At 67.6% G+C, this 14,045-nt stretch carries 13 protein-coding genes and 1 pseudogene; 10 read left to right on the top strand and 4 right to left on the bottom strand.

The genetic code is table 11. The features are described 5' to 3' along the window. The first annotated feature begins 40 nt into the window (after positions 1–40). The 9 genes and pseudogenes from ACFW5B_RS22115 to ACFW5B_RS22155 all read left to right on the top strand — a co-directional run bounded on the left by ACFW5B_RS22115 (position 41) and on the right by ACFW5B_RS22155 (position 7,844). Positions 41–1,234 (top strand): S8 family serine peptidase, encoded by a 1,194-nt coding sequence (locus tag ACFW5B_RS22115; protein WP_386442109.1) that lies wholly within the window; start codon positions 41–43, stop codon positions 1,232–1,234. A 307-nt stretch (positions 1,235–1,541) separates the two neighbouring features. Continuing rightward, a pseudogene (locus ACFW5B_RS22120) lies at positions 1,542–1,637 on the top strand (IS481 family transposase); the annotation flags it as partial. 251 nt (positions 1,638–1,888) lie between these two features. Further along, entirely contained in the window at positions 1,889–3,067 is a 1,179-nt protein-coding gene (locus tag ACFW5B_RS22125; RefSeq protein WP_386442112.1) for a S8 family serine peptidase, read from the top strand. 76 nt (positions 3,068–3,143) lie between these two features. Further along, a complete protein-coding gene (locus ACFW5B_RS22130) occupies positions 3,144–3,470 on the top strand; it encodes a hypothetical protein (RefSeq protein ID WP_386442115.1) in 327 nt (108 codons plus the stop codon). Then, complete coding sequence (locus ACFW5B_RS22135; RefSeq protein ID WP_386442118.1) at positions 3,470–4,750, top strand: putative T7SS-secreted protein; 1,281 nt, start codon at positions 3,470–3,472, stop codon at positions 4,748–4,750. Before ACFW5B_RS22130 ends, ACFW5B_RS22135 begins: the two co-directional genes overlap by 1 nt. A gap of 37 nt (positions 4,751–4,787) precedes the next feature. After that, positions 4,788–5,492, top strand: a complete 705-nt coding sequence (locus ACFW5B_RS22140; RefSeq protein ID WP_386442121.1) for a hypothetical protein — start codon at positions 4,788–4,790, stop codon at positions 5,490–5,492. A 28-nt stretch (positions 5,493–5,520) separates the two neighbouring features. Further along, positions 5,521–6,168, top strand: coding sequence for a hypothetical protein (locus tag ACFW5B_RS22145; protein ID WP_386442124.1), 648 nt, complete (start codon positions 5,521–5,523; stop codon positions 6,166–6,168). A gap of 130 nt (positions 6,169–6,298) precedes the next feature. Then, positions 6,299–6,802, top strand: a complete 504-nt coding sequence (locus ACFW5B_RS22150) for an FBP domain-containing protein (RefSeq protein ID WP_386442127.1) — start codon at positions 6,299–6,301, stop codon at positions 6,800–6,802. 214 nt (positions 6,803–7,016) lie between these two features. Beyond that, positions 7,017–7,844 carry a hypothetical protein gene (locus ACFW5B_RS22155; RefSeq protein WP_386442130.1) on the top strand — a complete coding sequence of 276 codons (828 nt, stop codon included), beginning with the start codon at positions 7,017–7,019 and terminating at the stop codon, positions 7,842–7,844. On the opposite strand, the gene ACFW5B_RS22160 is transcribed toward ACFW5B_RS22155, so the two are convergent. From ACFW5B_RS22160 to sdhC, 4 genes are read right to left on the bottom strand one after another with little or no spacing between them, the layout of a single operon-like run. Continuing rightward, entirely contained in the window at positions 7,828–8,601 is a 774-nt protein-coding gene (locus tag ACFW5B_RS22160) for a succinate dehydrogenase iron-sulfur subunit (RefSeq protein ID WP_386442133.1), read from the bottom strand. The two genes, ACFW5B_RS22155 and ACFW5B_RS22160, sit on opposite strands and share 17 nt — an antisense overlap. Beyond that, positions 8,601–10,355 carry a succinate dehydrogenase flavoprotein subunit gene (sdhA, locus tag ACFW5B_RS22165; protein ID WP_386442136.1) on the bottom strand — a complete coding sequence of 585 codons (1,755 nt, stop codon included), beginning with the start codon at positions 10,353–10,355 and terminating at the stop codon, positions 8,601–8,603. Before sdhA ends, ACFW5B_RS22160 begins: the two co-directional genes overlap by 1 nt. A gap of 20 nt (positions 10,356–10,375) precedes the next feature. After that, complete coding sequence (locus tag ACFW5B_RS22170; protein WP_386442139.1) at positions 10,376–10,864, bottom strand: succinate dehydrogenase hydrophobic membrane anchor subunit; 489 nt, start codon at positions 10,862–10,864, stop codon at positions 10,376–10,378. A 6-nt stretch (positions 10,865–10,870) separates the two neighbouring features. Next, entirely contained in the window at positions 10,871–11,251 is a 381-nt protein-coding gene (gene sdhC / locus ACFW5B_RS22175; RefSeq protein WP_386442142.1) for a succinate dehydrogenase, cytochrome b556 subunit, read from the bottom strand. Between the two features lie 597 nt (positions 11,252–11,848). Here sdhC and ACFW5B_RS22180 point away from each other — a divergent pair. Continuing rightward, positions 11,849–13,576, top strand: a complete 1,728-nt coding sequence (locus ACFW5B_RS22180) for a glycoside hydrolase family 20 protein (protein WP_386442145.1) — start codon at positions 11,849–11,851, stop codon at positions 13,574–13,576. Positions 13,577–14,045 lie beyond the last annotated feature (469 nt).

Genomic DNA, 14,045 nt, shown 5'->3' on the forward strand with positions numbered 1-14,045 from the left:
AAGAATGCCGCCCGGACAGCACAGCAAGAAGGAGCGAAGGATGAGGGTCACCCGAACACTGCGCGCGACGGTGGGTGCGGCGCTCACGGGAGCGCTGCTGCTGGCCGCCGGCGGTACCGCCTCCGCGGACCAGGTGCGCAAGGACCTGTGGCCGCTGGAGGCGTTCGGGGCCCAGCAGCTGTGGCAGCAGGCCACCGGCAAGGGCATCACGGTGGCCGTGCTCGACAGCGGATTCCGTAAGACCCACCAGGATCTGACCGGGCAGTTCACCGGCGGCGCGAACTTCGCCAATACGGGAGCGGGCGACGGGTCCGGCGACCTCGGTCCGCACGAGGACATCCGCGACCACGGCACGGCGATGGCCTCGATCATCGCCGGCCACGGCCATGGTTCCCAAGACGCTGACGGCGTCAAGGGTCTCGCGCCGGACGCCAAGATCATGCCCATTCCGCAGTACAAGAACGGTGCGGCAGCGACGCGTTACGCGGTGGATCACGGCGCCGACGTCATCAACATGTCGTACACCGAGTCCACTCCCTCCGCCGACACCTGCCCGGCCATTCACTACGCCGTGGAGAAGGGCGTGGTGGTGGTGGCCGGTGTCGGAAACGACGGCCTCCCCAAGAAGAAATACCCGGCCGCCTGCCCGGGCGCCATCGGCGTGGGGTCGGTGGACGAGTACGGCGAGGCGGACGACGACAACAACTCCACCTCCGCCGTCGATCTGCTCGCCCCCGGTGTGAAGATCCCCGTCGCGATGGGCAAGAGCGACTCGGATTACCGCACCGCGGACGGCAGTTCGGCCGCCACCGCCTACGTCTCCGCGGCTGCCGCTCTGCTGAAGCAGAAGTACCCGGATCTCACTCCGGGCCAGATCGCCAACCGCCTGGTGAAGACGGCCGGTCTGCCCCAGTCCGAGAAGGACAAGCACCTCAAGCTCCCGGACACGCACTACGGTTACGGCTACATCCAGCCCGGTCCCGCCCTCCGGCGCACCATCGCGGCCGGACCGGCCGCGGGCCCGCTGCCGATGCCGCAGGGCAAGGCACCGCAGAAGCCCGTGCGCCCCGGAGCCGACAAGGGCTATGACCCCGACCCGCCCATGGGCGGCAAGCAGGCGATCATGCTCTACGGCGGTATCGGGCTCGGGGCGATCGTCGTCATCGGCATCATCATCGGCGTCGTGGTCACCGTCCGCCGCCGCAACAACCCCGGTCCGCAGAGCTGGGGCTGAGCCGGCGCGGCAGCGAGGCGAACGGAAGGGGAGCGGGCGACCGCTCCCCTTTTCTTGTGCGGAACGTACATCCCTCGGGCAAACCGCATCGCCTACGCAACCCAACCACTCCAACTCCCCCCACCCCACCCACCAGTTCCGGTTGCGGCCCTCCCTTCCGTCGGCAGATCCTCGTGTCCACACCGCTAGGTGTGCTGTCCCGGGACGTTGGTGACGGGCGACATGCCTCGCGTGGTCCTTGAATGGGGCGAGGGCCTTCCGGTTTCGGTGTGGATTGCGAAGTCTGCACCGATGCCAAGAGGCCCTCGTGATCCACCGTAACGCCCCGCTGACGCCGACCGGCAGGCTGCATCTGGCCCGGTGCACTGTCGACGACGGCTGGCCGCTGCGCCGGGCCGCCGAACCGGGCGCCGCCGGAGCCAAGGGCAAGGACAAGAAGGAGAAGGAGCGCACCACCGGTCAGCGCCCCGACTACCTTGTCGAGGACGAAGAGACGTGGGCATCGCAGCGTACTGTGGCGCCCCGCGTCATCGAGTAGGACACCGGCATCGCCGTACGGCGGCTGGTAAGGAGTGGCCCCGCGCCCGAGGGTGCGGGGCCACTCTTCGTGATGGAACACTGCCGCCTGGACAGCACAGCGAGAAGGAGCCAAGCATGAGGGTCACCCGAACACTGCGTGCGACGGTGGGTACCGCGCTGACCGGCGCGCTGCTCATCACCGCGAGCGGTACCGCCTCCGCAGATCAGACACGCAAGGATCTGTGGCCGTTGGAGGCGTTCGGGGCCGAGCAGATGTGGCAGGAGGCCACCGGTAAGGGCGTGACGGTGGCTGTGCTCGACACCGGTTTTCGGCAGACCCATCAAGACCTGAAGGGTCAGTTCCTTCCCGGGCCGGATTTCGGGAAGGCGACTCAGGAAGAGGGAGCCCAGGACCTCGAGCCGGGTGAGAGCGTCCTCGACCACGGTACCGGCATGGCTGCGATCATCGCGGGCCACGGCCACGGTCCGGGAGGCTCCGAGGGCGTCAAGGGGCTGGCACCCGATGCCAAGATCCTTCCCGTTCCGGAGTACAAGAACTCCGGGCTGGCCACGCGCTGGGCAGTGGACCATGGTGCCGACGTCATCAACATGTCTTACACCGAGGGCCGTTCGGCTGATACGTGCGAAGCCATTCATTACGCCATTTCAAAGGGCGCCGTGGTGGTGGCCGGTATGGGTAACGATTCGCTGACCGAGAAGAACTATCCGGTGGGCTGTCCAGGTGTGATCGGTGTCGGCGCCGTTGATGAGTACGGCAAATCGGCTGACTTCAACAACTACAACTCCGATATGGACCTGCTCGCACCTGGCGTGGAGATCCCGGCCGCGACGGGCAAGAGCGACTCCAGCTATCACACTGAGAACGGCAATTCGGGCTCCACCGCCTACGTTTCCGCCGCGGCCGCCCTCCTCAAGGAGAAGTACCCCGACCTCACTCCCGGCCAGATCGCCAACCGCCTGGTGAAGACCGCCGGCCTGCCGAAGGACCAGAAGGACCTCAAGCTCCCGGACGTCCACTACGGCTACGGCTTCATCCAGCCCAGTGCCGCCCTGCGGAAGAACATCCCCGCCGGCCCCAAGGAGGGCCCGCTGCCGATGCCGAAGGGCAAGGCGTCAGCGCAGCTGGACGCCGGCGCGCAGGACCCCAACCCGCCGATGGGTGGCAAGGAGATGATGAACAGGGCCCTGCTCTACGGCGGTATCGGCATCGGTGTCCTGCTGGTCGTCGGAGCCGTCATCGCCATCGTCCGGGTGTCCCGCCGCAAGAACGCCGGTGGCCAGAGCTGGGGCTGAGGCGGCTGACGCGACAACGTGGTTCATCGCGTCAGGTATCAGTGCACACTGAGCGAACAGCGAAAGGGAAAGCGCTATGGGGGGCCGCTTCAAGGCGGATGTAGACCAATTGGGGCAATTCCTAAAGGCGCTTGAGGGGTGCGTCAAGGAGCTCAACGAGGCGCGGACGGCCTTGTCCCACGTCCGTGCCGATCAGATTGGAACGGATGAGCTCGACGAGGCGTGTGACGGGTTCCAGGAGCGTTGGAAGTACGGGTCTGAGCAGACCAAGAAGATGGTTGACGCCATCGGCAAGGGCGTGAAAGCCAACAAGCAGAACTACGAAGAAGTCGAAGAAGCCTTGGAGAAGACACTCAAGGCGATCGCGAAAAAGGCGACAAGCGGTCACGGGGGTTCGAAGTAATGGCCACGAACCCTTATCTGCACCTCGGCTGGAACCCTGTACCCGGTGTTCCCGGTGAAGTCGGTGCGCTACAGCGCAAGGTCACCTCGGCGGCGACGGCGCTGCGAAACTGCCATCATCAAATCGAGAAGCTGATCGGTGAGAGCAGCTACTGGGAGGGTGACGCGGCAGAGGCGTTCCGGGATGCGCTCGATGGTGAACTGCCGGCGTACATTAAGAATGCCGCCCGTTCGCTGGAGAAGGCGTCGTCCCAGCTGAAGAACTGGGACGATCACCTGACGGCCAATCGTGATCTGGCGCGGAAGTACGACGATGCAGCCGCCGAGAAGAAGTCGGCGGCGGAGAAGGCCAAGGCTCATCACGCACAGGCCCAGGGGCACCCGGATCTCAAGCTCGCCGACCAGGAGTATCCCTCGCAGGCCGAGGCCGACGCGGCAACGGCGCGGCTGCGGGCCGCCGAACGCAGTCTGAACGAGGCGACGACCCAGCTGAACCATGCCAATCAGGCATACAGTGACGTCATCACCAAGGCGCACACCCTGGAAACCACGCACAGCGATCAGGCGCGCACGGTGGCCAAGGAGCTGGACGACGCCACCGACAAACTGGCGCCGAAGGAGCCCGGCTGGCTGAGCAAGGCCGTCAATGCGATCGGGGAGGCCATCGCGGCAGTTGCCGGGTTCCTCTACGAGCATGCGGGGACTATCGGTGCCATCGCGGGATTGCTGGCCCTTTTCCCCACGCCGCTTGCCCCACTCTTCGCAGGCATCGCAGTAGTGGCAAGTGCCGCGTCGATGAGCAAGAACCTCTCCGACGAGAAGTTCAGAGACGCCTTGGCGTTCGAGGGAAGCGGCATGGAGATCTTTTCCGCGTATGCCTCCATGGTCGGAGACGGCGTTGGTATGTTCCCGGGGGGATCGGCGTTGGCTGCCGCAGGGCGGGAAGTAGCTGGGGGTGCACGTTTGGCCGGCCGACTGGGAGTGGGTGTGTCGAATGCCGAAAAGGGGGCGGCATTCTTCAGGGAAATCACCCCCGCCTTCAAATCGGCAGCTGCCGGCGATGTCGCTGACGCATGGCGGGCGGCTCGTGAAACCGGCAGCGGCTCTGCCAAGATGATGGGGGCCATCAGCGCCGGCGGTTTGAATGTTGGTGCGAACATGATGTCGTCCATGGAGAGTTTGGGCGTTCTTCCGGAGGAAGGGTCGGGTCACAACTTCGCAGAGAGCACCAAGGCCGCCGCCACAGCCCATGACCTCGCAGGCATGTTCGGTTGGCTGTGAGGCGCGATGATGCGGCCCCTGAAAGGCGAATGCAGTAGTGACTGAACTCTGGGCAGAGTCGACGAACGGTCGGATACCGGCCTACTGGTACGGAATCCCCTATGGCTACCTGCCGTTGGACCTTGACCCTCCGGTTGAGCAGCTCACGGCGTTGGTGAATCGCATACTTGGTTTGCCCGAGAAGGCAAAGGACCAGGCAGAGCGGGTGCTCCGGTTCTACGCCGGCGTGGTGACGACGCTGAATTCCCATAACGTTCAGGGCTGCGCCATTGGTCTGCACCCGGATGACGAAGGCGGGTTCACCTCCTCCGTCCTGACGTTTTCCACCGTGGCCGCTCCGGGCGTGAACGCAACTCTGGTGCTGGCCAATATGGCGGTGGCGGCCGCTGAGGACCCGGACAAGGATGTTCAGCCTCTGGAGCTGCCGTGTGGTACGGGCTTCCTTGCCGCCGAGACCAGGCACACGGTAGCGCCCGGCATGCCTCCCGAGGAGGACGGAAGTCTTCATGAGGAGCCGGTGTGGCAGGGCGCGATCGCGGCAACTGGCCCGGGCACCTCTGACATCGTTGTGGTGCAGCTGGTGACCGCTGCCCTGGAGATGGCCGACGACTATCGGGATGTCCTGCTGGCCGTCGGTCATTCGTTGTCGTTCTACGACCCGTCACCCGCTGAAAAGACGGGTGGGGGCGGCAGCGTGGGGCAGGTCGGTGCATCCGGCGAGGCTAGGAGTCCCTTCGGTTAGCCTCCTAGTGACCCAGAAGGAGAATGTCATGGCGTACGACTCCCGCACTCCGGCATCGCTGAAGGCTCCTGACGTAGCGCAGGTGCTGAAAGCGAACCGCCTTGTCCTAACCCGAATCATGACCGTGCGTCTACTGATTACCGTGCTACTTGTGGCATTCTCAGTGGCTTTGTCTCGTATGACAGAGTCAAACTCGATCGTCCTTACCTTGCCCATTGTTGCCGGTGTTTTCGTGTTCATCGCTACGGCGTACCGACTCATCTACGGAATCCGTGTCATCCAGTGCGCAAGAGTGCTCCGTGACTATCCGATGGAGTTCCATCCTCGGGTGATCAAGAAGCGTGAGCGGTGGACTCAGTACGGCAACGTCTACGAGGTCCGTGTGACGACGCGCGGGCAGCACGGGGCGCCGCTGATGCTGGCGGTCAATGCGGCCGGTCGCCGCCGTTGGCCGGAGGGCGTTGAGGAAGGTGCGTGGCTCGCGGGTGACCTGCCCTTCGGTGGTGTTCTGGTGGTTCCGGGGAGTAACGCGATGCTGTTTCTGAAGCCGGCGGACTGGGACAAGACCGCACGGAAGCGGGAAGAGGCCGGTGCCGAGCGCATTGCGAGGGCGGAGCGGGCGAAGCTCAACAACAGGACGCAGTGGGCGGTCATGATGCGTGGGTTGGGCGCATGAGCGCCATAAGTGCCGCGGGCGCGCCGGGTCTTCCTGTTGTCGCTGTCCGGGCGGCCTCGTTCGGGACGCGTCGCGTGCGGTAGATAAATGAGGCGACGGGTCCGGGGACCCGCTGTTAACTTCCCACCCCATGGACCCCATAAGTGAAAAAGCGATACGTGCCTCGTTCGTCAATTGCTCAAAAGGAGAGGCAAGTCGGATCAATGTGCCCGTGGGGCTGGCCGAACTCCCCTGGGACGACCTGGATTTCCTGGGATGGCGGGATCCAGGCGCGCCCGACCGGAGTTATCTGGTCGCGCCGCGGGACGGCGGGATCGTCGGGGTGACGCTGCGGCGGCCGCAGGGGGTGCGGCGGAGTTTTACCAAGACGACGGTGTGTTCGGTGTGTGTGACCGGGCATCCCGGGTCCGGGGTCAGCCTGCTGGCCGCGCGGCGGGCCGGGCCGCTGGGGCGGCAGGGGAACACCGTCGGGACGTATCTGTGTGCCGACCTCGCGTGCTCTCTCTACGTCCGGGGGCGTAGGCGGTCCCAGCTCGCCGGGCGGCATGAGGAGACGCTGCCGCTGGAGGAACGGATCGCCCGTACCGTGCGGAACCTGGATGCCTTCCTGGACAAGGTTCTTGAGGGCGAGTGATAGCGGAATAGGGGGAGGGGCGGGGGAGCGGGCGTCCGCTCCCCCTTTTCACAGGCGTGGCCCGGTAGCCCTGCCCGGCCCCCCAACTGCCCTGCGGACGCCTCTTGTTGGGCGACCGGAGGCTACTCGTGGGTTTCGGTTGCGGCGGTCCACTGCGCGGACGGATCCTCGGTGCACGTCGCAGGGGAGGCGGCGTGGAACCAGGGGGACGAACGTGCTGCGAGTGCACTTCACCGCGCAGGATCTGGCGCGTACGCGGGTGGCCGAGGGGGCCGATCCGTTATGGGAGACGGTGCTGAGTCTGCATGTGCTGCGGGAGGACCGGAGCGAGCCGGCGCTGGCCGGCTGGCGGCAGCATGCCGTGCGGCACGGGCCGGGGCCGTTGCGGACGTTGCTGCCGCTGGTGCCGCGGCTCGGCTACTTCCCGGACTTTCTCACGCCGTTCGCGGGGCTGGACGGGGTCGAGCCCGGTCTGGAGGCCGTGATGAGCACCCCGCGGGAGCGGCTGCGGTCCGAGCTGGTGCTGCTGTCGGGGCACCGGGCGCTGCCGGGCTGGGCGCGGGGGATCGCGGACGGGGAGCCGGCCGCGCTGCGCCATCTCGCGCGCAGTCTGCGGACGTACCACCACCGGGCGGTGGCGCCGAGCTGGCCGCGGATCGCCGAACGGGTCGGCGCGGACCGGGCGTTGCGGCGGCATGCGCTGGGGGAGTCCGGGGCGGAGGCGATGCTGCGGACGTTCGGGCCGGTGATGCGCTGGCGGCGGCCGGTGCTGGAGGTCCGCTACCCGGTGGAGCGGGACCTGTACCTGGAGGGGCGGGGACTGGTCTTCGTCCCGTCGTACTTCTGCCGTGATGTGCCGGTGGCGTTGGTGGATGAGGCGTTGCCCCCGGTGCTTGTGTACCCCGCGAAGGAGAAGGAGAGCGTGCATGCCGAAGGGCCCCGCCTCCGGGGGTACGGAGGCGAGGCCCTTCGCGAGGTGCCGGCGCTGCTCGGCGGCCGGGTCGGGACCCGGATCGCCGCAGGGCTCAGAAGCGGCGGGTGATCAGCGCCCGCTTGACTTCCTGGATGGCCTTGGTGACCTCGATACCGCGCGGGCAGGCGTCCGTGCAGTTGAAGGTCGTCCGGCAGCGCCAGACGCCGTCCTTGTCGTTGAGGATTTCGAGACGCTGCTCGCCACCCTCGTCACGGCTGTCGAAGATGAAGCGGTGCGCGTTGACGATCGCCGCGGGGCCGAAGTACTGGCCGTCGTTCCAGAACACCGGGCACGAGGACGTGCACGCGGCGCAGAGGATGCACTTCGTGGTGTCGTCGAAACGCTCGCGGTCCTCGGCGGACTGCCGGCGCTCACGGGTCGGCTCGTTGCCGGTCGTGATGAGGAACGGCATCACATCGCGGTAGGCCTGGAAGAAGGGCTCCATGTCGACGACAAGGTCCTTCATCACCGTGAGGCCCTTGATGGCCTCGACGGTGATCGGCTTCTCCGGGTTGATGTCCTTGATCAGCGTCTTGCAGGCGAGACGGTTGCGGCCGTTGATCCGCATGGCGTCCGAGCCACAGATGCCGTGGGCGCAGGAACGACGGAAGGTCAGCGAACCGTCCAGCTCCCACTTGATCTTGTGGAGGGCGTCCAGGACGCGCTCCTTGGGGTCGATCTGCAGCTGGAAGTCCTCCCAGCTGGCGTCCTCGGAGACCTCCGGGTTGAACCGGCGGATCCGGAAGGTGACCGTGATCAGGTGCGACGCGCCGTCCTCGGCCGCGTCCAGGGCCGCGGAGTGCTCGTCGAGAGTCGGGGTGCTCATCAGTACTTACGCTCCATCGGCTGGTAGCGGGTCTGCACGACCGGCTTGTAGTCGAGGCGGATCGACTCGACGCCGTCTGCGCCCACCTCGCGGTACGCCATGGTGTGCCGCATGAAGTTGACGTCGTCGCGGTTGGGGTAGTCCTCGCGGTAGTGACCGCCGCGGGACTCCTTGCGGGCGAGCGCGGAGACCGCCATGACCTCGGCCAGGTCGAGCAGGTTGCCCAGCTCGATGGCCTCCAGCAGATCGGTGTTGAACCGCTTGCCCTTGTCCTGGATGGACACGTTCAGGTAGCGCTCGCGCAGCTCGCCGATCTTCTCGACCGCGGTCTTGATCGTCTGCTCGGTGCGGAACACCATCACATTGGCGTCCATGGTCTCCTGCAGCTCCTTGCGGATCTCCGTGACCCGCTCGGTGCCGGTGGAGTTGCGCAGCCGCTCGACCTGGTCGGCGACCTGCTTCGCCGGGTCCTCGGGCAGCTCGACGAAGTCGGCCGTGGCCGAGTACTCGGCCGCCGCGATGCCGGCCCGGCGGCCGAACACGTTGATGTCCAGGAGGGAGTTGGTGCCCAGGCGGTTGGCGCCGTGCACGGAGACACAGGCGACCTCGCCGGCGGCGTACAGGCCCGGGACGACGGTGGTGTTGTCGGCCAGCACCTCGCCCTCGACGTTGGTCGGGATGCCGCCCATGGCGTAGTGCGCGGTCGGCTGGATCGGGATCGGGTCCGTGTAGGGCTCGATGCCGAGGTAGGTCCGCGCGAACTCGGTGATGTCCGGGAGCTTGGCGTCCAGCTGCTCCGGCGGCAGGTGGGTGAGGTCCAGGAAGACGTGGTCGCCCTCGGGACCGCAGCCGCGGCCCTCGCGGATCTCCGTGTAGATGGAGCGCGAGACGACGTCACGCGAGGCGAGGTCCTTCATGACGGGCGCGTACTTCTCCATGAAGCGCTCGCCGTCCTTGTTGCGGAGGATGCCGCCCTCACCACGGGCGCCCTCCGTCAGCAGGATGCCCATGCGCCAGATGCCCGTCGGGTGGAACTGGAAGAACTCCATGTCCTCCAGCGGCAGCCCGCGGCGGTAGGCAGCGGCCTGGCCGTCACCGGTCAGGGTGTGCGCGTTGGAGGTCACCTTGAAGAACTTGCCGGTGCCGCCGGACGCGAAGATGATCGCCTTCGCCTGGAAGACGTGGATCTCGCCGGTGGCCAGTTCGTACGCGACGACGCCGGAGGACTTCTTGACGCCGTCGACCTCCTGGATCAGCAGGTCGAGCACGTAGAACTCGTTGAAGAACTCCACGCCCTCCTTGACGCAGTTCTGGTACAGCGTCTGGAGGATCATGTGGCCGGTGCGGTCCGAGGCGTAGCAGGACCGGCGGACCGGGGCCTCACCGTGGTTGCGGGAGTGACCGCCGAAGCGGCGCTGGTCGATCGTGCCGTCCGGCGTGCGGTTGAACGGCAGGCCCATCTTCTCCAGGTCGAGGACCGAGTCGATGGCCTCCTTCGCGAGGATCTCGGCGGCGTCCTGGTCGACCAGGTAGTCGCCACCCTTGATCGTGTCGAAGGTGTGCCACTCCCAGTTGTCCTCCTCGACGTTCGCGAGGGCGGCGGCCATTCCGCCCTGGGCGGCGCCGGTGTGGGAGCGGGTCGGGTAGAGCTTCGTCAGGACCGCGGTGCGGCTGCGCTTGGTCGACTCGATGGCCGCGCGCATGCCCGCGCCGCCGGCGCCGACGATGACGGTGTCGTACTTGTGGATCTTCATGGTTCCAGTCAGCCCCGGCTTCAGGAGATGTTCGGGTCGAAGGTGAAGATCACCAGCGTGCCCAGAAGGACGGTGAACACCGTCGCGGTGTACAGCAGCATCTTCAGCCAGAAGCGGGTGTTGTCCCGCTGCGCGTAGTCGTTGATGACCGTACGCAGGCCGTTGGCGCCGTGCAGCATGGCCAGCCACAGCATCAGCAGGTCCCAGACCTGCCAGAACGGCGAGGCCCAGCGGCCGGCCACGAAGGCGAAGCCGATCTTGGAGACACCGCCGTCGAGGACCAGCTGGATCAGCAGGTGACCCAGGACCAGGACGACCAGCACGATGCCGGACAGCCGCATGAACAGCCAGCCGTACAGCTCGAAGTTGGTACGGGTCGACTTCGGGGTCTTGCCGGTGCGCTTGCGCGGCGGCTCGATGACCGGGGCCGGGTTGTCCACGTCGTAGAGCGAGACGCCGTCGCCTGCGCCCGTCGCGGCGGCACCTGCGGGGGTGGTTTCAGCAGACATCTCGCGTCAGCTCCCGAACAGCGTGCGCAGGGTGTGCTGCAGCACGGGGTAGAAGGCACCGGCCATCAGGACGGCCCAGACACCGACAACGGTCCACAGCAGCTGCTTCTGGTACTTCGGCCCCTTGGACCAGAAGTCCACAGCGATGACCCGCAGGCCATTGAGTGCGTGGAAGAGGATGGCGGCCACCAGGCCGTACTCCATCACATTGACGATCGGCGTCTTGTAAGTCGCCACGACGTCGTCGTACGCCTCGGGGGAGACGCGGACGAGTGCGGTGTCGAGGACGTGAACGAACAGGAAGAAGAAGATGAGGACGCCAGTGACTCGGTGAGCCACCCAGGACCACATGCCTTCCCGGCCGCGGTACAGCGTTCCAGCCGGCACGGAAAAACCCTCCGGGAGCGGGGATTGGGGCCTGCCGGCTTCTCTGTCGGTCGGCCCGGCCGGGTACGGTCCACCGGCCCTGGACATCGTAGCGACGCATTGTCGGTTCCTGGCGCCGGGGTCCTCAGGTGTGATCAAACAGCCACCAACGGGCTATCACACAAGTACGAACCGGAACATTCCTGGTCACAGGGCGCGATCCGGTGTGGGCCGGAAGCCGTGGGCCGGGCCGGGCGCCCGCGCGCGGGCCCGGACGCCGCGCGCCTCCCCGGACGGATGCGAATCGTCCGGTTCGACAGGTGCGGGACCGGCGTCTGAAGGAAGCTGGGGGAGAAGCGGACCGAAGCCGGGATGCGTACGACGCGGCGGCGGGTGCGCCGGTGGTGCGTGTGCGGCGTCCCCCCGGCGGAATCCGGCGGTTCCGGGAGAACCCTGTGAAGGGGGTGGTGACGGAGGCGCCACGCCGACGACGCTTGGCGATCACGGTCCGGCGGATACGCGATGTTCACCCGCATGGGAGAGCCTCCGCGCACTTCCGCGGACGACCGGCTCCGCACACCTGGCAATGCCTTCGCCCCGAAAAGTGAGGATTGCACGATGTCGAACCCGATGCGGCCGCCGCGCGCCCCGCGGCCCTCGGCCTCCCTGCGCCCTGCGACGACGCCGGCGAGGCGCAGCGGCCCGGCGGCCCGGTCCGCCCTGCCGGCCGTGGCGCTCGCCGGAGCCCTGCTCCTCGCCGGCTGCTCCGACGCCGCGGACACCGAGCCGCCCGGGAGCACCAGCGCCAAGGTCAACCCGCCCGGTGCCGGCGCCACCCCGACCTGGGCCCCGGTGACCGGGACGCCGCAGGTCATCCCCGCCGTACGGGACTTCCGCCGGGCCGACGGCCGCGGCTGGCGGCCCTCCAAGGGGGCCCGGGTGGTGGTCCCGGCCGGTGAGAAGAGCAATGTGGCCGACGAGGCCCAGCGGATGGCCCGCGACCTCGGCGGGCTGACCGTCGTCTACGGTGACCAGACCGTCCAGCCGGGCGACATCGAGGTGAAGCTGTCGGGCAAGGGCAGCGCGGACCAGGCGGACAACGTGCCCGCCGGGAGCGCCGCCGACGAGGCCTACACCCTGACCGCCGACAACACCCGGCTCACTCTCACGGCCCCCACCGACGCCGGAATCTTCTACGGCACCCGCACCGTCAAGCAGGCCGTACGCGCCGCCGGCGGGCTTCCCGAGGGCACCATCCAGGACCGGCCGGGCCGTCCGCAGCGCGGCATGTCCCTGGACAACGCCCGCAAGCCGTACACCCAGGACTGGATCGAGGCCCGGATCAGGGAGATCGCCGACCTCAAGCTGAACCAGTTCCAGCTGCACTTCTCCGACGACCAGGGCTTCCGCATCCAGAGCGACACCCACCCCGAGATCGTCTCCGCCGACCACCTCACCAAGGCGCAGGTCCGCCAGATCATCGCGCTCGCCCGCAGCCTGCACATCTCCGTCGTCCCGGAACTCGACTCGCCCGGCCATCTGGGGGCCGTGCTGGCGCACTATCCCCAGCTCCAGCTGCGCAATGCGCAGGGCCGGGTGATCCCCGGCGCGATCGACATCTCCAACCCGAAGTCGGCCCAGCTGATCGACTCGCTGCTGCGCGAATTCAGCGACCTGTTCACCAACCCCGAGGGCGCCCCGGCGTACTGGCACCTGGGCGGCGACGAGTACCAGGCGCTGATGTCGTCCTCCCCGTCGACCAAGTACCCGCAGCTCGCGCAGGCCGCACGGGCGAAGTACGGGCCCAACGGCACCATCGAGGACCTGACGACCGGCTGGCTCAACGACCGGCAGAAGACCGTCCAGGCGAAGGGCAAGAACCGCATCGAGGCCTGGAACGACGGCTTCTTCTCCAGCCCGCGGGTCTCCCCGGACAAGAACCGGATGGTCGACTACTGGACCGGCAAGGAGGCCGGACACCGTGACCCCTCGTCCTTCCTGCGCGAGGGCCGCAACGTCATGAACTTCAACGACGAGTACCTCTACTACGTCCTCGGCGAGCCCAACCAGTTCGTCTACCCGACCGGCCAGCGGATCTACGAGAGCTGGACCCCGCTGGTGATCCGCGGCACCCAGCCGGTGGCGGTGCCCGCGGGCATGACCGGTCCGGACCGGATTCCGGGGGCGCGCTTCGCGATCTGGAGCGACCGGGCACAGGCACAGACCCAGGCACAGGTGGCCGCCGGAATCCGGCTGCCGCTGGCGGCGCTGGCGCAGAAGACCTGGGACCCGCGGACGCCCGCCCTGTCCTGGACGAGCTTCAAGGCGCTGGCCAACAGGGTGTGAGCGCCGGGGCCCGGTAAGACCCGGTAAGAAACGGGTGTGAGAACGAGGACGGCCGGGGCCGCCACCCCCCACAGGAGAGGCCCCGGCCGTCGTTCGCGAAGGGCCGGTTAAAGCCCTCTATCCGGTACAGCGTCAGACGACGCGAAAGCGTCACACGGGGTACGGGCAGGGGTACGGCTCGTGGTCTGGACGCGGGCCGGGACAGGCCCGTAACGTGCGGATCCGCGCTGGTGGGTGCGGTGTTCGCACCGCTTGCCGCGGCCCGGAAAGCCGTCCTGCCCGGGAGTTCCCGATGGATTCGTGCGCGCCCTGTGCCGGTGCACCGGCGACGCCGTCCGGCGCCGCGCTCCCGGCCCCGCCGGAGCGGTCGGTGCGCCCCTCCCGGGTGCGGAGCGCATCGGTTCACGGGTTACGGTCAGCAGGAACATCCCGGGTTACCGGGGGTTTCCGGCCGACCGTGGCCGGCGGC

Origin of the sequence: Streptomyces sp. NPDC058773 (assembly GCF_042746015.1) — a bacterium.
Taxonomy (GTDB): Bacteria; Actinomycetota; Actinomycetes; order Streptomycetales; family Streptomycetaceae; genus Streptomyces.